General features: G+C 71.4%; 16 protein-coding genes. 9 read left to right on the forward strand and 7 right to left on the reverse strand.

Annotated features, from left to right (window positions below; all coding sequences use genetic code 11):
* Positions 1 to 155: 155 nt before the first annotated feature.
* The 4 genes from ABZ822_RS27110 to ABZ822_RS27125 are packed head-to-tail and all read left to right on the forward strand — an operon-like array spanning position 156 to position 5,923.
* Positions 156 to 1,295 (forward strand): CaiB/BaiF CoA-transferase family protein, encoded by a 1,140-nt coding sequence (locus ABZ822_RS27110; RefSeq protein ID WP_360859618.1) that lies wholly within the window; start codon positions 156 to 158, stop codon positions 1,293 to 1,295.
* Positions 1,292 to 2,434 carry an acyl-CoA dehydrogenase family protein gene (locus tag ABZ822_RS27115; protein WP_360859621.1) on the forward strand — a complete coding sequence of 381 codons (1,143 nt, stop codon included), beginning with the start codon at positions 1,292 to 1,294 and terminating at the stop codon, positions 2,432 to 2,434. Before ABZ822_RS27110 ends, ABZ822_RS27115 begins: the two co-directional genes overlap by 4 nt.
* Positions 2,435 to 2,480: 46 nt before the next feature.
* Positions 2,481 to 3,695, forward strand: coding sequence for an acetyl-CoA C-acetyltransferase (locus ABZ822_RS27120; protein WP_360859624.1), 1,215 nt, complete (start codon positions 2,481 to 2,483; stop codon positions 3,693 to 3,695).
* A 53-nt stretch (positions 3,696 to 3,748) separates the two neighbouring features.
* On the forward strand, positions 3,749 to 5,923 hold the full coding sequence (locus ABZ822_RS27125; protein WP_360859626.1) for a 3-hydroxyacyl-CoA dehydrogenase NAD-binding domain-containing protein: 2,175 nt from the start codon (positions 3,749 to 3,751) through the stop codon (positions 5,921 to 5,923).
* Between the two features lie 154 nt (positions 5,924 to 6,077).
* Here the strand turns inward: ABZ822_RS27125 and ABZ822_RS27130 are convergent, their stop codons facing one another.
* From ABZ822_RS27130 to ABZ822_RS27140, 3 genes are all read right to left on the reverse strand, one after another.
* Positions 6,078 to 6,878 (reverse strand): MerR family transcriptional regulator, encoded by an 801-nt coding sequence (locus tag ABZ822_RS27130; protein ID WP_360859629.1) that lies wholly within the window; start codon positions 6,876 to 6,878, stop codon positions 6,078 to 6,080.
* 174 nt (positions 6,879 to 7,052) lie between these two features.
* Complete coding sequence (locus ABZ822_RS27135; RefSeq protein WP_360859632.1) at positions 7,053 to 8,147, reverse strand: hydroxyneurosporene dehydrogenase; 1,095 nt, start codon at positions 8,145 to 8,147, stop codon at positions 7,053 to 7,055.
* A 142-nt stretch (positions 8,148 to 8,289) separates the two neighbouring features.
* The gene (locus ABZ822_RS27140; RefSeq protein ID WP_360859635.1) at positions 8,290 to 9,072 is read right to left on the reverse strand and encodes a crotonase/enoyl-CoA hydratase family protein; all 783 of its coding nucleotides are present in this window, start codon (positions 9,070 to 9,072) and stop codon (positions 8,290 to 8,292) included.
* 101 nt (positions 9,073 to 9,173) lie between these two features.
* Here ABZ822_RS27140 and ABZ822_RS27145 point away from each other — a divergent pair, with 101 nt between their 5' ends.
* Entirely contained in the window at positions 9,174 to 10,151 is a 978-nt protein-coding gene (locus tag ABZ822_RS27145; protein WP_360859638.1) for a helix-turn-helix domain-containing protein, read from the forward strand.
* A 63-nt stretch (positions 10,152 to 10,214) separates the two neighbouring features.
* Here ABZ822_RS27145 and ABZ822_RS27150 read toward each other — a convergent pair whose 3' ends face one another.
* Positions 10,215 to 11,843, reverse strand: a complete 1,629-nt coding sequence (locus ABZ822_RS27150) for a hypothetical protein (RefSeq protein ID WP_360859641.1) — start codon at positions 11,841 to 11,843, stop codon at positions 10,215 to 10,217.
* 97 nt (positions 11,844 to 11,940) lie between these two features.
* Positions 11,941 to 12,156, reverse strand: a complete 216-nt coding sequence (locus ABZ822_RS27155; protein ID WP_360859644.1) for a hypothetical protein — start codon at positions 12,154 to 12,156, stop codon at positions 11,941 to 11,943.
* Positions 12,157 to 12,640: 484 nt separating this feature from the next.
* Here ABZ822_RS27155 and ABZ822_RS27160 point away from each other — a divergent pair, with 484 nt between their 5' ends.
* Positions 12,641 to 13,453, forward strand: coding sequence for an oxygenase MpaB family protein (locus tag ABZ822_RS27160; protein WP_360859734.1), 813 nt, complete (start codon positions 12,641 to 12,643; stop codon positions 13,451 to 13,453).
* A 140-nt stretch (positions 13,454 to 13,593) separates the two neighbouring features.
* Here the strand turns inward: ABZ822_RS27160 and ABZ822_RS27165 are convergent, their stop codons facing one another.
* Positions 13,594 to 15,168 (reverse strand): M1 family metallopeptidase, encoded by a 1,575-nt coding sequence (locus ABZ822_RS27165; RefSeq protein ID WP_360859647.1) that lies wholly within the window; start codon positions 15,166 to 15,168, stop codon positions 13,594 to 13,596.
* Positions 15,169 to 15,502: 334 nt separating this feature from the next.
* Here ABZ822_RS27165 and ABZ822_RS27170 point away from each other — a divergent pair, with 334 nt between their 5' ends.
* From ABZ822_RS27170 to ABZ822_RS27180, 3 genes are all read left to right on the forward strand, one after another.
* The gene (locus tag ABZ822_RS27170) at positions 15,503 to 17,488 is read left to right on the forward strand and encodes a Xaa-Pro dipeptidyl-peptidase (protein WP_360859650.1); all 1,986 of its coding nucleotides are present in this window, start codon (positions 15,503 to 15,505) and stop codon (positions 17,486 to 17,488) included.
* A gap of 53 nt (positions 17,489 to 17,541) precedes the next feature.
* Positions 17,542 to 18,915 carry a M14 family metallocarboxypeptidase gene (locus ABZ822_RS27175; RefSeq protein WP_360859653.1) on the forward strand — a complete coding sequence of 458 codons (1,374 nt, stop codon included), beginning with the start codon at positions 17,542 to 17,544 and terminating at the stop codon, positions 18,913 to 18,915.
* A 137-nt stretch (positions 18,916 to 19,052) separates the two neighbouring features.
* The gene (locus tag ABZ822_RS27180) at positions 19,053 to 20,747 is read left to right on the forward strand and encodes a BCCT family transporter (protein WP_360859656.1); all 1,695 of its coding nucleotides are present in this window, start codon (positions 19,053 to 19,055) and stop codon (positions 20,745 to 20,747) included.
* Positions 20,748 to 20,916: 169 nt separating this feature from the next.
* Here ABZ822_RS27180 and ABZ822_RS27185 read toward each other — a convergent pair whose 3' ends face one another.
* A complete protein-coding gene (locus ABZ822_RS27185; protein ID WP_360859659.1) occupies positions 20,917 to 22,182 on the reverse strand; it encodes a phosphatase PAP2 family protein in 1,266 nt (421 codons plus the stop codon).
* Positions 22,183 to 22,644: the final 462 nt, after the last annotated feature.

The raw sequence follows: 22,644 nt of genomic DNA on the forward strand, positions 1-22,644 counted from the left end.
CGCCGACTTCCCTGCTCGTCGCGGGAGTTCGGGGTCTTCGGGCCGTCCGGGCGCGCCATCCGTGTGTTTCACATTCGCCGGGGCTTGTGCGCAGTGGAACGTGTTCTTAGCATCACTGATGTTACATCAATAGTGTCAAAGCTCTTGGGGGCTTGATGGCAGCCGCAGGGAAAGGCCCGCTCGCCGGTGTGCGGGTCGTCGAGCTGGCGGGAATCGGCCCCGGGCCGTTCGCCGCCATGCTCCTCGCCGACCTCGGCGCCGACGTCGTCCGCGTGGACCGTCCCGGCGGCGCCGGGCTCAACATCGACCCCGCGTACGACGTCACCAACCGCAACAAGCGCTCCGTCCTGCTGGACCTCAAGTCCCCCGCGGGCCCGGCCGCCGTGCTCGACCTCGTCGGCCGCGCCGACGTCCTCATCGAGGGCTACCGCCCCGGTGTCGCCGAGCGCCTCGGCATCGGCCCCGACGACTGCTTCGCGCGCAACCCGCGGCTGGTCTACGGGCGCATGACCGGCTGGGGCCAGGAAGGCCCGCTCGCCGACCGCGCCGGACACGACATCGCGTACATCGCCATCACCGGCGCACTCGGCATGATCGGCCGGCCCGACGAGCCGCCCGCGATCCCCGCCAACCTGCTCGGCGACTACGCCGGCGGCTCGCTCTACCTCGTCATCGGCGTCCTCGCCGCCCTCCAGCACGCTCGTACGGCGGGCCGCGGCCAGGTCGTGGACGCGGCGATCGTCGACGGCACCGCGCATCTGACCGCCATGATCCACGGAATGATGGCGGCCGGCGGCTGGCAGGACCGCCGCGGCTCCAACCTCCTCGACGGCGGCTGCCCCTTCTACGGCACCTATGAGACCGCCGACGGCGGCCATATGGCCGTGGGCCCCCTGGAGCAGCGGTTCTACGACGAGTTCGTCCGCCTCCTCGGCATCGCCGACGCCGCGCCCGCCCGCAAGGACTTCGAGCGCTGGGGCGAGCTGCGCGCCACCGTGGCCGCCCGCTTCAAAGAGCGCACCCGCGACGCATGGACGGCCGTCTTCCAGGACTCGGACGCCTGCGTCGCTCCCGTCCTCTCGCTCCGCGAGGCCCCCACCCACCCGCACCTCGCCGCCCGCGCCACCTTCACCGACCACGGCGGCATCACCCAGCCCTCGCCCGCCCCGCGTTTCTCCGTCACCCCCGGCGCCGTGACCCGGCCGCCCGCGCAACCCGGTGCGGACACCGCGGAGGTGGCCCGTGACTGGGATGTGCCGCACCTCGCCGACCAGCCCCTCCAGGAGGACCGTTGAAGCGCCGGATCTTCACCCCAGAGCACGACGCGTTCCGCGAGACCGTGCGCACCTTCCTCGCCAAGGAGGTGCTGCCGCACCACGCGCAGTGGGAGAAGGACGGCATCGTCGACCGCGCCGCCTGGCGCGCCGCGGGCCGCCAGGGGCTCCTCGGCCTCGCCGTGCCCGAGGAGTACGGCGGCGGCGGGAACGACGACTTCCGCTACGCCGCCGTCATGCACGAGGAGTTCGCCCGCGCGGGCGCCACCGGCCTCGCGATCGGGCTGCACAACGACATCATCGGCCCGTATCTGACCTCGCTCGCCACCGACGAGCAGAAGCGGCGCTGGCTGCCCGGCTTCTGCACCGGCGAGATCATCACCGCGATAGCCATGACCGAGCCGGGCGCGGGCTCCGACCTCCAGGGCATCAGGACGACGGCGGACGACCGCGGCGACCACTGGGTGCTCAACGGCTCCAAGACCTTCATCTCCAACGGCATCCTCGCCGACCTGGTGATCGTCGTCGCCAGGACGTCGCCCGAGGGCGGGGCGCACGGGCTCAGCCTGCTCGTCGTCGAGCGCGGCGCCGAGGGCTTCGAGCGCGGCCGCAACCTCGACAAGATCGGGCAGAAGGCCCAGGACACCGCCGAGCTGTTCTTCAACGACGTGAAGGTGCCCAAGGAGAATCTGCTCGGCGAGCTGAACGGCGGCTTCGTCCACCTGATGACCAACCTCGCGCAGGAGCGGATGGCCATCGCCGTCGCCGGGGTCGCAAGCGCCGAGCACCTCCTGGAGATCACCACCGACTACGTCAAGGGGCGCGAGGCGTTCGGCCGTCCGCTCGCCAGGCTCCAGCACATCCGCTTCGAGATCGCCGAGATCGCCACCGAGTGCGCGGTCGCGCGTACCTTCCTCGACCGCTGCATCGAGGACCACACCGGCGGCGAGCTCGACGCGGTGCACGCCTCGATGGCCAAGTGGTGGGCCACCGAGCTCCAGAAGCGGGTCGCCGACCGGTGCCTGCAACTCCACGGCGGATACGGCTACATGGCCGAATACCCGGTCGCCCGGGCCTACACCGACGGCCGTATCCAGACGATCTACGGCGGCACGACCGAGATCATGAAGGAGATCATCGGCCGTTCCCTGCTCTCCTGACCCGCACCCCGAGCCCCACCCGGCCCACCCTCGAAAGGCTGCTGACGTGAGCACCGAAGCGTACGTGTACGACGCCATCCGCACCCCGCGCGGGCGCGGCAAGGCCAATGGCGCCCTGCACGGCACCAAGCCCATCGACCTCGTCGTCGGGCTCATCCACGAGATCCGCCGCCGCTTCCCCGGACTGGACCCGGCCGCCGTGGACGACGTCGTGCTCGGCGTCGTCAGCCCCCTCGGCGACCAGGGCTCCGTCATCGCCAAGACCGCGGCCCTTGCGGCCGGACTCCCCGACACCGTCGCGGGCGTCCAGGAGAACCGCTTCTGTGCGTCCGGCCTGGAAGCGGTCAACATGGCGGCGGCCAAGGTCCGTTCCGGCTGGGAGGACCTGGTCCTGGCGGGCGGCGTCGAATCGATGTCCCGCGTCCCGATGGGCTCGGACGGCGGCGCCTGGGCCATGGACCCGATGACCAGCTACGAGACCGGCTTCGTCCCGCAGGGCATCGGCGCCGACCTCATCGCCACCGTCGAGGGCTTCACCCGCCACGACGTGGACACCTTCGCCGCCCAGTCGCAGGAGCGGGCCACCGAGGCGTGGAAGGACGGCCGCTTCGACCGGTCCGTCGTCCCCGTCCTCGACCGCAACGGACTGGTCGTCCTCGACCGCGACGAGCACATCCGTCCCGGCACCACCGCGGACACCCTCGCCTCCCTCAAGCCGTCCTTCGCCACCATCGGCGACGCGGGCGGCTTCGACGCGGTGGCGCTGCAGAAGTACCACTGGGTCGAGAAGATCGATCACGTCCACCACGCGGGCAACTCCTCCGGGATCGTCGACGGCGCGGCCCTGGTCGCGATCGGCAACCGCGAGGTCGGCGAGCGCTACGGCCTGACGCCGCGCGCCCGGATCCTCTCGGCCGCCGTCTCCGGCGCCGACCCCACGATCATGCTGACCGGCCCCGCCCCTGCCTCCCGCAAGGCGCTGGCCAAGGCGGGCCTGACCGCCGGCGACATCGACCTGGTCGAGATCAACGAGGCGTTCGCGGCCGTCGTGCTGCGTTTCGTCCGCGAGATGGGCTTCTCGATGGACCAGGTCAACGTCAACGGCGGCGCCATCGCGATGGGCCACCCGCTCGGTGCCACCGGGGCGATGATCCTCGGCACGGTCATCGACGAACTGGAGCGGCGCGACCAGCGGTACGGGCTGGTGACGCTCTGCGTGGGCGGCGGTATGGGCATCGCCACCGTCGTCGAACGCCTCTGACACGCAGCCGCACCCCCGTCACGCCCACGCCGGAACACCACGGAGACTTCGCCATGACCGAGAGCACCACCATCCGCTGGGAGCAGAGCGAGGACGGCATCGTCACGCTCGTCCTCGACGACCCCGACCAGTCCGCCAACACCATGAACCGGGCCTTCAAGGCCTCCCTGACCGTGATCGCCGACCGCCTGGAGGCGGAGCGTGACTCCGTCCGCGGCATCATCGTCACCTCCGCCAAGAAGACCTTCTTCGCGGGCGGCGACCTGAAGGACATGAGCAAGCTCGGCCCCGAGCACGCCCAGCAGGCGTTCGAGATGGGCATGGGCATCAAGCGCGACCTGCGGCGCATCGAGACGCTCGGCAAGCCCGTCGTCGCCGCCATCAACGGCGCCGCTCTCGGCGGCGGTTTCGAGATCGCGCTCGCCTGCCACCACCGCGTCGCGCTCGACGCCCCCGGCTCCAAGATCGGCTGTCCCGAGGTCACCCTTGGCCTGCTGCCGGGCGGCGGCGGTGTCGTCCGCACCGTACGGCTGCTGGGCATCACCGACGCGCTGCTGAAGGTCCTGCTGCAGGGCAACCAGTACAACCCGCGCCGCGCCCAGGAGGCGGGGCTGGTCCACGAGGTCGCGACGACGCCCGAGGACATGCTCGCCAAGGCGCGCGCCTTCATCGACAGCCACCCCGAGTCGGTGCAGCCGTGGGACGTCAAGGGCTACAAGATCCCCGGCGGGACCCCGTCCCACCCCAAGTTCGCGGCCAACCTGCCCGCCTTCCCGGCCAATCTGCGCAAGCAGACCGGCGGCGCGCCCTACCCGGCCCCACGGAACATCCTCGCCGCGGCCGTCGAGGGCGCCCAGGTCGACTTCGAGACCGCCCAGGTCATCGAGTCCCGCTACTTCACCGAGCTGGTCACGGGCCCGATCGCGAAGAACATGATCCAGGCGTTCTTCTTCGACATCCAGGCCGTCAACTCCGGGGCCAACCGCCCCTCCGGCGTCGAGCCGCGCACCGTCCGCAAGGTGGCCGTCCTCGGCGCGGGCATGATGGGCGCCGGGATCGCGTACTCCTGTGCGCGGGCCGGGATCGAGGTCGTGCTCAAGGACGTCTCGACGGAGGCGGCCGCCAAGGGCAAGGCGTACTCCGAGGCGCTGCTGGACAAGGCGCTCGCCAAGGGCCGTACGACCCCGGAGAAGCGGGACGAGGTGCTGGCCCGCATCACCCCGACCGGCGACGTGCAGGACCTGGCCGGCTGCGACGCCGTGATCGAGGCGGTCTTCGAGGACCCGGCGCTCAAGCACAAGGTGTTCCAGGAGATCGAGTCGGTCGTGGCGCCCGACGCGCTGCTGTGCTCCAACACCTCCACCCTCCCCATCACGCTGCTCTCCGAAGGGGTCCAGCGCAGCCAGGACTTCATCGGGCTGCACTTCTTCTCGCCGGTCGACAAGATGCCGCTGGTCGAGATCATCAAGGGGGAGAAGACGGGGGAGGAGGCGCTCGCCCGCGCCTTCGACCTGGTGCGCCAGATCAGGAAGACGCCGATCGTCGTCAACGACTCGCGCGGCTTCTTCACCTCCCGCGTCATCGGCCAGTTCATCAATGAGGGCGTGGCCATGGTCGGCGAGGGCGTCGACCCGTCCTCCGTCGAGCAGGCCGCCGCCCAGGCGGGCTACCCGGCCAAGGTCCTCTCGCTGATGGACGAGCTGACCCTCACCCTGCCGCGCAAGATCCGCGACGAGACGCGGCGCGCTGCCGAGGCGGCGGGCCGCTCGTGGGACGCGCACCCCGCCGACACGGTCATCGACCGCATGGTCGACGAGTTCGGCCGCCCGGGCCGCAGCGGGGGAGCGGGCTTCTACGACTACTACCCGGACGGCAAGCGGGCCGGCCTGTGGCCGGGCCTGCGCGAGCACTTCGCGAAGCCGGACGCGGTCATCCCGTTCGAGGACGTGAAGGAGCGGATGCTGTTCTCCGAGGCGCTGGACACCGTCCGCTGCCTGGAGGAGGGCGTGCTCACCTCGGTCGCGGACGCCAACATCGGCTCCATCCTCGGGATCGGCTTCCCCGGCTGGACCGGCGGCGTCCTGCAGTACATCAACGGCTACGCGGGCGGGCTGCCCGGCTTCGTAGCGCGCGCCCGTGAGCTGCAGGCCGCGTACGGGGACCGGTTCGCGCCGCCGGAGCTGCTGCTGGGGAAGGCGGAGCGGGGCGAGACGTTCACGGACGCGTGACGCCCGCCGCCTGACGGCCGGTCACCGGCCGGCCCTGCCGTTGCCTCCGGGCCGGATCCGCGTCCGCGCGGGTCCGGCCCCAAGGCGCTACGGGAGCCCGGAGCGCGAACGGGGCGGTGCGGTCAGGCCGTCACGCCCGCAGCCGCCGGGGCCGTCACGCGTTTCCCTTGCCGCCCTGCCCGTTCCGGCGGTCCCGCTCGCCGTCCTCGCCGAGCCAGCTCCCCAGCTCCTCCTTCATCGACCGCTGGAACGCCGTGACCAGGGCCTGTACCACCAGCGGCTGCATATGGGCGGACAGCGACCTCGTCCGTGCCAGCCGCTCCGGCCCCGGTTCGTCCTCGCCGGAGGAGTCCCAGACCTCCTCGCGGAAGAGCCGGCTCAGCTCACGCGCCGCCGAGCGGGTGTGCTCGACCACCACGGTGCGCGCCGCGAGGATCGCCTCCAGCGAGATCGGTACGTCCAGCAGCCGTGCCCCGAGGTGCAGCAGACCCGGGTCGATCCGCAGGACGTCCGGATCCCCGGTCCGCACGAGGACGCCCATCGCCGCGAGCCGGTCGAGGTCCGTCTCCGCCAGCTCCCGCCCCACCCGCCGTTCGAGCTGATCGCGCGTCGCCTCCTCGGCGCTGTCCGGCACCCAGGAGGCGACCAGCGCGCGGTGGATGGCGAGGTCCTGCGCGGTCAGGTCCGGCGGGAGATGGCTGAGGTAGCGCTCGATCGCCGCCAGGGTCATACCGTGGCTCTGCAGCTCCTCGATGAGTGCGAGCCGGGACAGGTGCTCCTCGCCGTAGCGGCCGACCCGGCGGGGGCCTATCGCGGGCGGGGGCAGCAGGCCGCGCGTGCCGTAGAAGCGGACGGTGCGGACCGTGACCCCGGCCCGTGCGGCCAGCTCGTCGACGGTGAGGGCGAGTTCGTCCTCCGCGGACGCCTCGGCCTCCGGAGTCGTCTGCTCGGTCATCGGCTGCGCCCCTCCTGTCCGTGCGCCGTTCCGGTTCAACAGTATTGCTGTCTCACCAGTCCTGTGAAACGCCTGGGACGGTCCGCATCCGGTATCGGTGGCCGGGCAGCCGGGTGCGGACCGGACAGGAGGGGCGGAGGGCCGGGCGGGTGGGCGACCCGAGGCCGGCCCCGGTCAGGCCTGGTGGCCGACCAGCGGTATGGGGTCCCCCTGCTCGCCGTCGTCCGAGCCCTTCTTCTCCGGGCGGGGCCCGAAGTACAGCAACTCCCAGAGGGTGCGGTCCTGCACGGTCTCGGTCCGGTCGCCCCGTGCGGCCTCCACGGTGACCTCGCCGAGGAAGCGGTGATAGGCGCCGGCGTTGCCGAAGTCGAGCATGAAGGAGTCCTCGCGGTGCTCGAACGTCACCGCGTAGGACGCCCCGCCGGACTCGGTGCCGTACCGGAGCCGTTTGGCGACCGGTACTCCGCTCTCCGCGTTGACGACGACGTCCTCGGCCGAGAACGTCAGGCTCTCCTCGCCCACGGCCGAGGCCAGGACCTTCTCCGACCGGGCGACCAGGAAGGCGGGCATCCGCTTCTTGCCGTAGATCTCGTCGCTGACGAACATCAGCGTGACCACGGTGTAGTCACCGACGCACGCCCGGCCCCAGTACCAGTGGTCCAGGACCTTGCGCGGCGCGACATTGCCCCAGTTGTGGTCGTGGTAGCCCACGCCCGTCAGCCGCTGGGTCCCTCCCTCGCGGACCAGGGTCACCTCGGCGGCGGCCCGCGCGCACACCGGCAGCCAGGCGATGTACAGGTCCTCGTCCTCGCCGAAGAAGACGTGCCCCGTCTCGGGGCGCCACGGCGGCACCTCGGGGGTGAGCCTGATGTCCGCCTGGAATTCCGGGAGTTCGACGTGGACGGTGTAGCCGTCCTCGATGCTCCCACGGAAGGTGTTGGCGCCGATCGTCACGTCGCAGCCCTCCTTCGACGCGGTGAAGTCCTCGGGCGCCTCCGTGCACGTCTCGTCGACCCTGGTGCCGTCGGGCAGCGTCAGGGACACCAGCACGAACGGAGTGAGGGGGGACTTCGGGGAGACGAACGGCGGCTTGGTGTGGAACTCGACCGTGAGGGTCGATCCGTCCTCGAGGTGCGCGTCGCAGTACCACCACTCGAAGGTTCCGTCCGCCGCGTCCGTGCGGAGGCCGTCCTCCCAGGGCTGGATCACCCCAGGAGTGATGCCGAGTCGTTCGTAGTGCTCGGGCCGGGTGCCGATCACGGCGTGCATGGGCCGTCTCCTTCTGTTGTCGTCCCCGTTGCGGTGTGTCCGGTGGTCTTTCGGTCCGGTGCGTCCGGTGCCCCTGCTGCGTGCGGTGCGTCCGGTGCCCCTGCCGCTTGCGGTGCGTCCGGTGCCCTGCGTGCGGCCGGGGTCAGGTGCCGGTGAAGACGGGCGCGCGCTTCTCGATCAGCGCGGAGATCCCCTCGTGCGCGTCGGCGCTCGCCAGCAGCCGCGTGCCCGCCTCGCGCAGTCGGGCCGCGGCGTCCCCGTCCGGCTGGGCGACCGCGGCGCGGGCCTCCGCCAGGGTGGCCCGCACGGCCAGCGGGGCCTGCTCGGCGATACGTCGTGCCAGCTCCACGGCCCGCTCCCGTTCGTTCCCCGCGGGAACGACCTCCTGGACGATGCCCATGCGCAGGGCCTCGTCCGCGTCGAACAGGTCGCCGGTCAGCAGATAGCGCATCGCGCGCCCCCAGCCGGCGCGCTGCGGGAGGCGGGCCGTCGCCCCGCCGAGGGCGATGATGCCGCGGCCGACCTCCTGCTGGCCGAAGACAGCGTCGTCCGCCGCGACGCAGAGGTCGGCGTTGAGGACGAGCTCCAGCCCCGCGGTGAAGCAGCGGCCCTGGACCGCCACGACCACGGGCTTGGAGGCGGGCTCGCCCCACAGGCCCCACGGGTCGCGGCCCTCCGCGGGGACGATGCCCGTGTCGCCGGCGGCCAGCCGCGGGGCGAGCGAGGCGAGGTCGAGTCCGCCGGTGAAGTGGCGGCCGTGGGCGTACAGGACGCCCACGCGCAGCGCGTCGTCGTCGGAGAGCCGTGCGTACGCCATCGCCAGCCCTTCGATGACCTCGGCGTCGTACGCGTTCGCCTTCTCCTGCCGGTCGACGGCGATCATCAGCAGCGGGCCGTCCTGGTGGACCTGGACCGTGGGGCTCATACGGGCACCGCCTGTGACGGGACTGTCTCGGTGAGAACCATGGCGGCAACGCTAGGAACCCGGCTGTCGGCGATCGCGACATCCGGCGTAGCGTTCGCGACATGAAGGTCGGAGTGATCGCCCTGCCCGGTTGCTGGGACTCCGGACTGACCACGGTCCTGGACGTCCTGCGCACCGCCGACGCGGCCCGTCGCCAGGTGGACCGGGACATTCCCGATGTCTCGGTCGTCACGGTCACCGCGGACGGGGCGCCCGTACCGACGGCCGGCGGCCTGCTCGTCCCCTCCGACGTCGTGCTGGGCGACGCGGCGTACGAGAGCGAGCTGGACGTGCTCGTGATCCCCGCGATGGCGGCCAACACCCCCACCGGCATCGTCACCGCGCTCGCGCGCGAGGAGGTGCAGGGGCTGCGCGGGGCGCTGCGCGCGTGGGCGCTCGGCGGGCGGGACCTCGCCGCCGCCTGCACCGGCACCTTCGTCCTGGCGGAGGCCGGGCTGCTGGACCACCGGCAGGCCACCACGAGCTGGTGGCTGAGCGATGTCTTCCGGCAGCGCTATCCGAAGGTCGGGCTCGACATGTCGCGCATGGTGGTCCGCGACGGGACGATCGCCACGGCCGGAGCCGCGTTCGCCCACATCGATCTCGCGATGAGCCTGGTCGGCCGTGTCAGCCCGCAGCTCGCGGAGTTCACCGCTGCGACGCTCCTCATCGACGAGCGCCCGGCGCGCAGCGTGAACGCCGTGTCCGGCTACCTCTCCACGGCGGACGAGCTGGTGACCGCGTTCGAGGCGTGGATCCGCGCCAACGTCGAGCGCGACATCGGCGTCGCCGACGCGGCCGCGGCCATCGGTACGACACGGCGCACGCTGGAACGCCGGGTCCGCGACCGTCTGGGCCTTTCCCCGTACGCCCTGATCCGGCGGCTGCGTGCGGAGCGCGCGGACCATCTGCGCCGGACCACCGGTCTGAGCCTGGACCGCATCGCGCCCATGGTCGGCTACGGCAGCGCCGCCACGCTGCGGGCGGCGCTCAAGGCGGAGACGGCGCGGGGAGATGCGGAGGGCGGGGCCGGAACCTGAGGGCGCCGGACCTCACGCGCTCGCCCACGCGACCGTGCCGGACCTCACGCGCCCGCTTCACCGTCAGGCGTCCGCCTCCCGGACCCGGACCCGTACCGCGGCGAGTGCCGTCACGACGCTCCGCGTCCAGGACAGCCGGGCCTGTTCGCGCTCCCCGGGATCGTCGCAGGCCGGGTAGCCGAAGGCCCCGTCGCCGTGCTGCTGGGCGAGGAGGAACCGCACGGCGTCGCGCGCGATGCGGTGATCCGCCCATCCGGCCCCGGCCGCCCCCCGGAGGATGTCCGCGACCCTGCCCAGGTGGTACGTCTTCACCGCCTCCTGCAGGGCGGGCGCGGCGCTCGCCGGGTCCGTGGTGCCCTCCCTGTCCGCGCACGCCGTCAGGTCTGCCGCGCTACGGGCGTCGATCAGCCCGAGACCGGCGAGGCGGTGCACATTGCCCACCGCTTCGGGCGGGACCGAGTCCAGGGTGCGGACGGCGTCCGCGGTGGCGCGGAGGAACCGCTCCAGGGACGGGCAGGAGATCCCGTTCGCCCGTAGCCCCACGGCGAACTCCCCGGTGACCTCCATGCCGTGACCCTGCCAGACCCGGTCCTCCGCCTCGGCCAGCAGGGTCGAGAGGTGCCGCAGCGCCGGACCGGCGAGCTCCGGCTCGCCGAGGGCGGCGGCACCGCACGCCGCGGCCGCCACGGCGGGCAGCCCCGTACGGACGGGGTGGCGTACGCCGTGCTCGGCCAGCCATGCGACGGCCTGCCGCAGCGGCCCGGTCACCTCCGCGTCCGGCGCCGCCGGTACGGGGAGGGGCGGGCGTGGCGCGACGCGCGTACGCGGGCTCCGGTCGAGCAGTCCGGCCAGCGCCGCGACGATGGTGGTGTGGTAGCCCTCGGCCCAGACGCGGTAGCCGTCGTCCTTCTCCGCGAAGGCCGGGTGCACGATGCCACTCGGGCCGGCCACCCGCCCGTCCGGTTCCTGAACCGCCGCCAGGAACTCCCGTGCGCGGACGGCCGGTTCGGAATCCCTGATCCCGAAGCACAGCAGACAGCACAGCAATTCTCCGACGAGGTCGGCGTTTTCGCGTGCCTGGGAGATGGTCAGCAGCGTTTCGACGAGTTCGACCGCTTCTCCCGCATGGAATCCGTCGGGCCAGCGGGGTTCGCGCAGACCGAAATCCGTGACGTAGAAGACGGTGTGCGTGACGGCGTAGATGTCGCGGTCGGTCAGCTTGACGACATTCGGGCGGCGGCAGAGGAGCGAGAACGGCAGCACATCGTCCATGGACGGCATTCCGTGCTCGTCCTCGATGCCGCACAGCGCGAGTGTGTGGAGCAGGTCGAGCTGACGATACGGCACCCGCTCGAATGCCGTGGAATACCCTCCGGATGCCGCTTGCCGGACGATCCGCAGGAATTCCGGGGCGTCGTGGCCGCACAGTCGCAGCGCCGCGTACGTCCCGGCGTAGAGGAGAAGAGCGGTCTCGTCCCGGGCGACGAGTTCCCGGTAGGAGGGGCGGTCGGTGATGTCCCGGACCCGGCGGAGAAGCGCGGCGTAGTCGTCCTCCAGGGGCTCCGGCACGAGACGGGCGCGCAGCCCGACGAGAAAGGCCGTCTCGATCAACGCCTTGCGGACGAACAGGACTTCGTCCTCGCCGGCGGTGATCGGGTCGATCAGGGCACGGCGCGCAGCGAGCCAGGCCACCGCCCGTTCCTCCACTGCGCGCCCTTGGGATGATCGGCGGCCGGGTTGCACGGTTGTCATGGAATGCCTCCCGGCGATCATCGGTTACCTACGGGATTCAGCCTTCGGCGCCGGACTCGGCGCTGTCGGCCACTTCATTCGCGACGACGAGGACGTACCGCTCCCAGGCGAGTACGTATCCGGCGACGTCGTCGAGCTGACTGACCTGGGTGACGACGCGCTCCAGGGGGACGTTGAGGTCGACGAGACCGCTTGTCCTCAGGAAGTCCAGGGCCTTTCGGGCGTCGACGGGCGGGGGACAGGGTGATGTCATGGCGTACCTCCGTTGGTTGGCCGGGCACGTGCCAGTCGAATATCGCCCTGTATGAAGGTCAAGTAACCAATTCGCCCTGGCTGGGCGCCAGTTCGAGACGCATCACCCGTATTTCATGCGCGTCGACAGCGTCAAACCACTCGAACGGGTGGAGCGCGGCGCCGAGTTGTCGCGGAATTCATCCGGGAAAAGGATCGGGCGTGCGAGCGGAAAACGTTCGGCCGCCGCCGGAGTACGCCGGGAAAGCGCCCCCGTGGATGCCCCCGTGCGACCGCGGGATCATTGCGGCGCCCTCATCGGATGACGAGTCCCGCGGCGTGCGTGCCACTCACGGAAACGCTCCCGAACCACGCCGGGCGGACCACTCCGAGCCGACGGGGGCGCGGCTCGCGCGCGGGCGAGGGATGATGGAGGCGTGACCGCGCACGAGGCGGCGGCCCGGGAGCACCGGGCCCGGGAACCCCGGCCGCCTCCCGTCGGCGGGATGCTGTGGAGCCTCGCCGGGGAGGTGCGGGCCGTGCTGGCTCTCCCCGCCGCGCTGACGATGCAGGTCGCCCACCCCGCCGTCGGAGCGGGCGTCGACGATCACTCCGTCTTCCGCGCCGACCCCTGGGGCCGCGCCGAACGGTCGCTCGCTTCCACCCTGCTCTGGGTGTACGGCGGCGAGGCCGCGGCCGCAGAGGGCCGCCGGCTGCGGAGGCTGCACGAGCCGGTCCGGGGCACCGACGCGCACGGCCGCCCGTACCGCGCGCTCGCCCCCGCCACCTACGCCTGGGTGCACGCCACCGGCTTCCCCGTCCACCGGCACGCCCAGCGCGTGATGGGCCGCCGCCCGTTCACCCCCGCCGAGGAGCGGCAGCTCTACGGCGAGTGGCTGCGTGTGGGCCGGGTGCTGGGCATCGCCGACCGCGACATGCCGCAGACGCTCGAGGACTTCTGGCCGTACTACCACGGCGTGCTGGAACACGAACTCGAACCGACCGTGGTCGTACGGGAGTTGGTCTCCACCGAGGTGTACGTGCCGCCGCCCGCGCGCGGTCCCCGGTGGCTTCGGCCGGTCCTGGGGTGGGCCTGGCCGGTGCTGCTGCCCCCGCTGCTGAAGGTGCGGCGCTTCCTCACCGTCGGGCTGATGCCGCCGGATGCGCGCCGCGCCATCGGCCTGGAGTGGAGCGCGGCGGACGAGCGCAGGCTGCGGTGGTTCGGGCGGGCCGTACGGGTGCTGGTGCCGATGCTGCCGGAACGGCTGCGGTACCTCCCGTACGCGCGTGACGCCCGCCGCCGCGCCGCGATCGGCTGACCGATCGCGCACCGTCAGCACCTCGCTCCGTCAACGCCCCGCCCCGGTAGGGCTGTTCGCCAAGTCCTTCCGTCCCCGACCGGGGACGGAAGGACAGGCGTGCGGGCGCGTGCAGCGCCCCGACCCGCCCGGCGCGTCGCCTACTTCGCGCCGCGCCGCTCCTCGTGGTCGTGGCCGTGCGCGTGGACGGAGTTCGTGGCGGCGATCTTCTTCCAGGACTTCGGCTGCGCCGGTGTCCCCTTCACGTCCTCGGCGCGTCCGCCGGTCCCCGCGTCGGCCCGAGCGCCGATCTCCGCGCGCGCCGCCGCCGGTGCGTCAGGCTTCGAGGGCGTGAACAGCCATGTCTCGAAGAGGTCCGCGAGCGGCTTGCCCGACACCTTCTCGGCGTACCGGACGAAGTCCCGCACCGATGCGTTGCCGTAGGCGTTCTCCTGCGTCCAGCCCTTGAGGATCGCGAAGAACGCGTCGTCGCCGATCTCGTTCCGCAGCGCCTGCAGCGTCATCGCGCCCCGGTCGTACACCGCCTGGTGGAACTGGTTGTCCGGCCCCGGGTCGCCCGGCTTCACCTTCCAGAACGCGTCGTCGGCCTTGTACGAGGCGTAGGCGTAGTCGGCCAGCTCCTGCGCCGTCCCCTCGCCCTCCTTCTCCGACCACAGCCACTGCGAGTAGCGCGCGAAGCCCTCGTTGACCCAGATGTCGTTCCAGCCCTTGACCGAGACGCTGTCGCCGTACCACTGGTGGGCCAGCTCGTGGACGACCACCGACACGTTGGCACCGGCGGAGAACTGCCGGGGGCTGTAGAACGGCCGGGTCTGGGTCTCCAGCGCGTACCCCGTCGTCACGTTCGGGACGTAGCCGCCCAGCGCGTTGAAGGGGTACGGGCCGAAGACCTCGGTGAGCCACTCGGCGACCTCGACGCTCCGCTCCACGCTCGCCCGCGCCGCGCCCGCGTTGCCGCCCAGGTCCTTGCTGTACGCGTTGAGCACGGGCAGCCCGTCGGCGGTCTTGTCCGTCGTGACGTCGAACTTCCCCACGGCCAGGGTCGCGAGGTAGGTGGCCTGCGGCTTGTCGGAGCGCCAGTTGGTGCGCGTCCAGCCGAGCCGTGAACTCTCCGACAGCAGCACGCCGTTGCTGATCGCCTGGGTGCCCTCGGGTACGGAGACGGAGATGTCGTACGTGGCCTTGTCCAGCGGGTGGTCGTTGCTCGGGAACCACCACCAGGCGGCCTCGGGCTCGCTCGCGATCACTCCGCCGTCCTTCGTCCGCAGCCAGGCGGAGTAGCCGCCGACCTTCACCTCCGACGGCGTGCCGGAGTAGCGGACGACGACGCTGATCTCGCGGTTCTTCGCCGGCGGCGCCTGCGGGGTGATCTCCAGTTCGTGCGCGCCGGACCTGCGGAACTCGGCCTTCTTCCCGTTCACCCGCACCTCGCTCACGTCGAGGGCGAAGTCGAGATTGAAGCGGGAGAGGTCCTGCTGCGTGGTGGCGAGGAGGGTCGCGGTGCCCTCGAGGCGGTCGGTCTTCGGCTGGTACTTCAGCCGCAGGTCGTAGTGCTTGACGTCGTACCCGCCGTTGCCGTTCTCGGGGTAGTACGGGTCGCCGATACCCGGGGCGCCGGGCGTGCCCGCCTGGGGTGCGGCTGTTGCCGCGGCGACGGGGATCGCCAGCAGGACGCACGCGGTCAGCGCGCTCGGGGCGAGGAGTCTGCGGTGCACGGTCAGTCCTCCAACTGGTCGGGGAGAAGGATCAGCCGCGACCCTATTCGGACATCTGTCGCACCGTCACGAGATCCGGCCGTGGCGTCACAAGATCGGCATCCGGACGACATGCCTGATCGCCCGGAGGGACGGGTGGCGGGGAGGTGTGCGGGGGCATGCGCGGAGGGACGGGAGTGGACGTGCGCGGAGGGGCGCGCGGGGGCACGCGCGGCGCCCGCGTGTGCGGCAGGGACTGCCCCGGAAAGCAGCGAACGCGGCTCCGGCACCGACCCCCGTCCGCCCCCGACCCGCCCTCTGTCGCACGGGAGTTGACCCGTGTACCCTCCGGCCGGTGGCGATACGCGCGCGGGGTACCCGCATCCAGTGGAGAACGCTCGTGCCGGCGGTCCTGGCCGCCCTCCTGGCCGTCCTCGTCCAGCCCTCCGGGGTGCCGACCGCCGCCGCGGCCGCCCCCGCCGAGAGCCGGCCCACGTACGACTACGCCGACGCGATCCGCGAGTCGGTGTGGGTGGACACCGGAATCGACGGCGACGGGGACGGCAGGAACGACCGGGTCGCCGCCGACATCGTCCGGCCGCGCGAACCGGCCCAGCAGGGCCGCCGCATCCCCGTGATCATGGACGCCAGTCCGTACTACTCGTGCTGCGGGCGCGGCAACGAGAGCCAGAAGAAGACGTACGACGCGGACGGCCGGCCCGTGCAGTTCCCGCTCTTCTACGACAACTACTTCGTGCCGCGCGGCTATGCGGCCGTCCTCGTCGACCTCGCCGGCACCAACCGCTCAGACGGCTGCGTCGACGTCGGAGGCCGCTCCGACGTGCAGTCCGCGAAGGCCGTCGTCGACTGGCTGAACGGCCGCGCCCGCGCCTACGGCTCCCGTACCGGCGGAACATCCGTCAGCGCGCGCTGGTCCACCGGCGCCGTCGGCATGATCGGGAAGAGCTACGACGGCACGGTCGCGAACGGTGTGGCGGCCACCGGCGTCAGAGGGCTGAAGACCGTCGTCCCGATCGGCGCCATCAGCTCCTGGTACGACTACTACTTCGCCAAGGGCGCCCCGCTCTACGACAGCGGCCCGGACTGGCTGTCGGACTACGTGGAGAGCCCCGAGGCGCGCGCCCGCTGCAAGGCCGTGCAGCAGCAACTCGTCGACGGCGCCCCGCGCAGCGGCGACTGGACGCCGCTGTGGAGCGAGCGCGACCACGTGCCCGACGCCGGCCGCGTACGCGCCAGCGTCTTCGCCGTCCACGGCATGCAGGACCTCAACGTCCGTACCCGGCACGTCGGCCGGTGGTGGGACGCGCTCGCCGACGCGGGCGTGGAGCGCAAGATCTGGCTCTCCCAGACCGGGCACGTCGACCCGTTCGACTTCCGCCGCGCGGAGTGGGTGAAGACCCTGCACCGCTGGTTCGACCACTATCTGCTGGGCCATGACAACGGCATCGACCGCGAGCCGATGGCCGACATCGAGCGGGCCCCCGGCCGGTGGTCCACCGACCGCGTCTGGCCCGCGGACGGCACACGGGCCACCACCCTGCGGCCGCGTACGGGAGCGCAGCCCGGCGTCGGACGCCTCGGCCTGCTCCCCGCCCGGCCGGGAGCGGCGGAGACCTTCACCGACGATCCGAAGCTGAGCGAGACCGACTGGGCCGCCGCGGCCGGCACGCCGTCACCCGCCAAGGCGGCCTTCCTCACCCCGGTGCTGCGCAAGGACCTGCGGCTGTCCGGATCCGGATCGGTGACGGTCACCGCGACACCGTCGACCGCCGGCGCCCATCTGTCCGCCGTCCTCGTCGACCTCGGGCCCGCCACGATCCGCGACTACGGCGACGCGGGCGAAGGCATCACCACGCTGCCCGAGCGCACCTGCTGGGGGAGCAGTACCGGCGGGGACAGCGCCTGCTTCAAGGAGACCGAGCCCAGGACGGCCGCGGTCGGGCACACCGTCTTCAGCCGCGGCTGGGCCGACCTCGGCAACTACGCCTCGGAGCACACCGGCCGGCCGCTGACGCCGGGCAAGAAGTACACGATCACGCTCGACCTGCACGCGAGCGACCACGTCGTACCGGCCGGGCACCGGCTCGCGCTCCTCGTCGCCGGCACGGACGCGGGGCTCATCGAACCGCCCGCCTCCACGCCCCGGCTCACCCTCGACCTGCCCCGGACGTCCGCGCGCCTTCCGCTCGTCGGCGGCGCCGGGGCCTTCGTCCGCGCCACGGCCGGGAGCCCGCCCCGGGCGGCCGCGCCCACGGACCTCCCGCGGACGGCCGTCGGCGATCCTCGCGCCGCCCGGGTCCCGTCCGGGACCGGCCGCTGACCGAACCCCGGAGACCACCGACCCCGCCGGAACCACCAGGGAGGCAACGCCCCGTGAGACCCCGTGCACTGCTCCTCGGCGCTCTGGGCGCCGTGTTCGCCGCCCCGCTGCTCGTCGCGCCCGCGCACGCGTCCGGAGCGGCGGGCCCGGCCGGCCCGGCGGCCTTGGCGGACGCGGCCACCGCGCGCACCGGCGCGGGCACCACCGCCGCCCCGCCCCCGCGTACCGGCTTCGAGCGCAGCAACGGCGCCCGCTGGACCACGCAGCCCGAGGAACAGGACCTGCTGGCGCGGCTGGACCGCGACAACGACCGGGTCGCCGTCGACCGGATCGGCACCACGCGGCAAGGGCGGCCCCTGCAGCTCGTACGGATCGGTGGGAGCGCCCCGCCCACCGCCGCGCAGACCGCCCGGGGCAACGCGCTGCTGCTCCTGTGCAGCCAGCACGGTGACGAACCGTCAGGACGCGACGCGTGCCTGTCCACGGTCCGCGACCTCGCCTACGCCCGGGACGCCGGGACCCGGCGCTTCCTGGAGCGGACCAGCGTTCTCGTCGTCCCGACCGCCAATCCGGACGGACGGGCGGCCGACACCCGGGGCAACGCCGACGGCGTCGACATCAACCGGGACCACATCGAGTTGAAGACCACCGAGGGCAGAACCGTGGCGGCCCTCCTCCGCGACTACCGCCCCGACCTCGTGTACGACCTGCACGAGTACGGCCCCACCGAGCCGTACTACGTCAAGGACCTGCTGTCGCTCTGGCCGCGCAACCTCAACACCGACGAACGGGTGCACGACGAGGCGCACACCCTCTCCGAGGCGTACGTCCGCCCGGCGGCCGGGGCGGCGGGCTTCAGCACCGGGATCTACGGGATCTGGACCGATCCGGAGACCGGCGAGCCGGTCAAGCAGGTCGCCGGCGACGGCCAGGAACGCATCCTGCGGAACACGGCCGGGATCAAGCACTCCGTCGGTCTGCTGGTGGAGACCCGGACCGATCCCCTGACCGACGAGGAGGCGGCGGACCCGGCCCTGAACAACCGGCGACGCGTCGGCTCACAACTGTCCGCTTTGCGCGGTTTGGTGGATTTTGTGGGTGAGCGGCGCACCCGGATCGAGGCCGCCACGACACTGGCCCGGCTGTCCGGATACGCCGATCGCGGACCCGTTCACCTCGGTGGCGCGGATAACGATCCGGCCACACCGGACGAGGTGATCGAGAACCCTCCGTGTGGTTACCGTCTCACCCCGGAGCAGTACGGCGACGTCTCGGACGAGCTGGCGCTGCACGGAATCCGGTCGAAACCGGGCCGGAACGGCGTGCTGGTGCCTCTCCGGCAGCCACTGCGCGCCCTCGTACCGCTCCTTCTCGACGAGCGGGCCGCCTATCACCTCACGTCAGGACGGTCCGTGAACGACTGCTGACCGCTGAATGCCCTGCATGACGCCGGAATGAGAACACGACCTCGTGGTAAGGCGTACGGGCAATATGAATTCAGCCATGAAAGGGTCGTGACGTGCCGGACAAAGAACATGACTCGCATAGCGGGGCAGACGAGGTAGTGGTCAGACATCTACCCGGAAGTCCGCACGGGACGCGTCACCCGCAGACCGACAAAGTCGTATTCGGCGTCACCGCGGCGGCGACGCTGCTCTTCGTCGTCTGGGGCTCCGTCTTCACGGACGCACTGGAATCCGTCTCCAGCTCCATGCTGGGCGGCCTCATGCACAACGGCGGCTGGGCCTTCGTCCTCGCCGCCTCCGGATTCGTGGTCTTCGCGCTGTGGCTGGCGGTCAGCCGCTACGGGAAGATCACCCTCGGCAGCGAGGGCGAGGAGCCGGAATTCAAGACGGTCTCGTGGGTCGCGATGATGTTCAGCGCCGGTATGGGCATCGGCCTGATGTTCTACGGCGTGAGCGAGCCGCTCTCCCACTTCAAGGAACCGCCGCCCGGCACCGATCCGGCCGACGCGGCCCAGGCCATGGAGACCGCCATGGCCACCACGCTCTTCCACTGGACACTGCACCCCTGGGCCATCTACGCCGTCGTGGGTCTCGCCATCGCGTACAGCACCTTCCGGCGCGGCAGGCGGCAGTTGATCAGCTCCGTCTTCGAGCCGCTGCTCGGCAAGCGGCACGCGAACGGCTGGGGCGGCCGGGTCATCGACATCCTCGCGATCTTCGCGACGCTCTTCGGCTCCGCCGCGTCCCTGGGTCTCGGCACGCTCCAGATCCGCAGCGGCATCGAGGAGCTCGGCTGGATGGGCAGCGTCGGCACCGGGCTGCTGGTCGCGATCATCGCGGTCCTCACCGTCGCGTTCGTGGCCTCCGCGGTGTCGGGTGTCGCCAAGGGCATCCAGTGGCTGTCCAACATCAACATGGTCCTGGCGCTGATCCTGGCGCTCTTCGTCTTCGTCGCCGGGCCCACGATCGTCATCCTCGACCTGCTGCCCACCTCCATCAGCGCCTACCTGGGCGACCTGCCGCAACTCGCGGGCCGTACCGAGGCGTCCAGCGGCAAGGGCGTCGACGACTGGCTCTCGAGCTGGACGGTCTTCTACTGGGCGTGGTGGATCTCCTGGACGCCCTTCGTCGGCATGTTCATCGCCCGCATCAGCCGCGGCCGGACGATCCGTCAGTTCGTCGGCGGCGTGATCCTCGTCCCGAGCTCGGTGAGCCTGCTGTGGTTCGCGATCTTCGGCGGTTCGGCGATGACGCTCCAGGACCAGGGCCGCCTCGGCGACGAGGCCACGCCCGAGGGCCAGCTCTTCGCGGTGCTCCAGCAGTACCCCGTCGCCACGCTGATGAGCCTGCTCGTGATGATCCTCGTCGCGATCTTCTTCGTCTCCGGCGCGGACGCGGCCTCCATCGTCATGGGAACCCTCTCCCAGCGCGGCTCCATCGAGCCGGGCAAGCCGGTGGTCATCTTCTGGGGTGTCCTCACCGGAGCGGTGGCCGCGGTGATGCTGTTGATCGGAGGCGGTGCGGGCGATGCGCTCACCGGCTTGCAGAATCTGACGATCCTGGTCGCGGCGCCGTTCGTCCTGGTCATGGTCGGCCTGTGCTGGGCGCTCATGCGCGACCTGCGCCGTGACCCGCTGATCGTGCGCGGCGAGAAGGGCGAGGTGGCTGTCGAAGAGGCGGTCATCGCGGGCCATGAGAAGTTCGGAGGCGACTTCGAACTCCGCATCGGCCCTGCCACGAACGGAGAAGGCGGCGACAAGGCGCCGGTGGAGAGCGACGCGCCCAAGAGCTGACGCTCTCACCCGGCGCAATGTCCGCGGCGGCCCTCTCACGCCGCGTCGGTCGAGCCGGGAGAACACGGAGAACGGCGGTGCCGAACCCACAACGCGTGGGTTCGGCACCGCCGTTCGGTATTGCCCTGCTCCGTATTGCTGCGTATGACGCCGTTGCGTACGGCCGGAATCAGACCAGTTGGGGCTGCGGTTCCGGTTCCGGCTTCAGCATGGGTACGGCCTTCGGTTCCCACTGTTTGGTGGTCCGCACGTAACCGAGGATCACCGAGCACATCGCCAGAATGAGCAGCGGGCCGGCCACCCACGGATGCTTGCTCATCTCCAGCGGCAGAAAGCGGTACGACAACAGGAGCGCCCCGAAGACCGAAGTGCCGTAGGCGACCAGCTGGATGGCCGACCGGTCCCAACCGCGGGCGAACGCGCGCATCGCCGCCTCGATCGTCAGCGTGAACACCACGCCGGCCACGAGATCCACGCCGTAGTGGTAGCCGAATCCCAGGGTCGCCCCGAGCGTGGTGATGAGCCAGAACGTGCCCGCGAAGCGCATGAGGCGCGGGCCCTGACGGGAATGGATGAAGATCGCCGTGGCCCATGCCGTGTGCAGGCTGGGCATGCAGTTGCGCGGGGTGAAGTCGTTGAAGGGCATCCCGTGCGGGACGTCGATCGGCGGCGGCGTGTCCGGCCACACGTCGGTCACCGCGAACTGCCCGCCGTTGACGCCGTAGGCGAAGATCGGCCCGACCACCGGGAAGAGCATGTAGATGCCTGGCCCGAGAAGGCCGATGACCAGGAACGTGCGCACCAGATGGTGGCGCGGAAAGGCGCGTTCGGCCGCCACATGACGCATCTGGTACAGCGCGATGACGACCGCGGCCACCGCGAGCTGGATGTAGACGTAGTCGAGAACATGCTCGCCGACGGGCCCGGTGGCGCGGACGATCCGGCCCACCAGCCACGACGGGTTGCCCAGCGCCTGATCGGCGGTCGCCACGTACTGGTCGAGCACCGTCGGCTGGGTCTTCGACGTGATGAGCAGCCAGGTGTCGCCGGTCTTACGCCCGGCCACCAGCAGCAGGCCCAGGCCGACGCCCTTCAGCAGCAGGGCACGTTCCTTGCCCGTGCGGCGCGTGACGGCGATGACCGCGTACCCCAGAAGCACCCACAACGCACCGTTGCCGAACGGGTGGCCGTGGGTCTCCGGTGCGTCGACCGGCCACCGCACCGCCAGGAAGACGAGGTCGATGCCGATCGCGACACCGGCCGCGATGAACCGCTCCCGCCAGCTGAGCACCACCATCATCAACGCCATACCGGCGTACAGCAGAGGCCCGGACTTCGGGAGGAAGAAGACCTCGCGCGCCTGGTTGGTGATCGGTCCGGGTTGCCCGTAGTGACGTGCGGCGATCTCCAGGGCTATGAGGAACCCGAGGGCCACCGCTCCGGCCGCGGCCCACAACCACACCCGTGGTCGACGCCACGCGGCGGACGTCGGTTCGTTGTTGTTTTGTCCCGTTATTCGCGAGAACACCCGCGTTGCTATAGGTATCAATTTTTTGGTCGTTTTGTTAGGTGCTAGCCGAATAGGTCACTTTTCGCGCCGGATAACATGGTTTTCCGCCGAAGGACGGGCGATGAGAGGGCTCATCGCAGTTCGATCATCCTATCGAGCGGTGCGGGGGCCCGGCAGGGGCGCATCCTCCTCATCCATGGGCGTAGTTCCTCCGCAGTCCGTGCTGTGACTCGCCCGGCGGCCTTGGTCGGCAGCCGCCGGGGCGAGGTGGTGCAGGTGGGCTACGCCCCTGATGTCCTCAAGGCGTGGACCCTGTTCATTCACGCGGTGGGACCGAGGTTCCCCTCCCACCAGGACGCCTTGGCGCCCCCCGGGGTTGCTTCCGCC

It is taken from the genome of Streptomyces sp. NPDC047108, assembly GCF_040643575.1.
Taxonomy (GTDB): domain Bacteria; phylum Actinomycetota; class Actinomycetes; order Streptomycetales; family Streptomycetaceae; genus Streptomyces.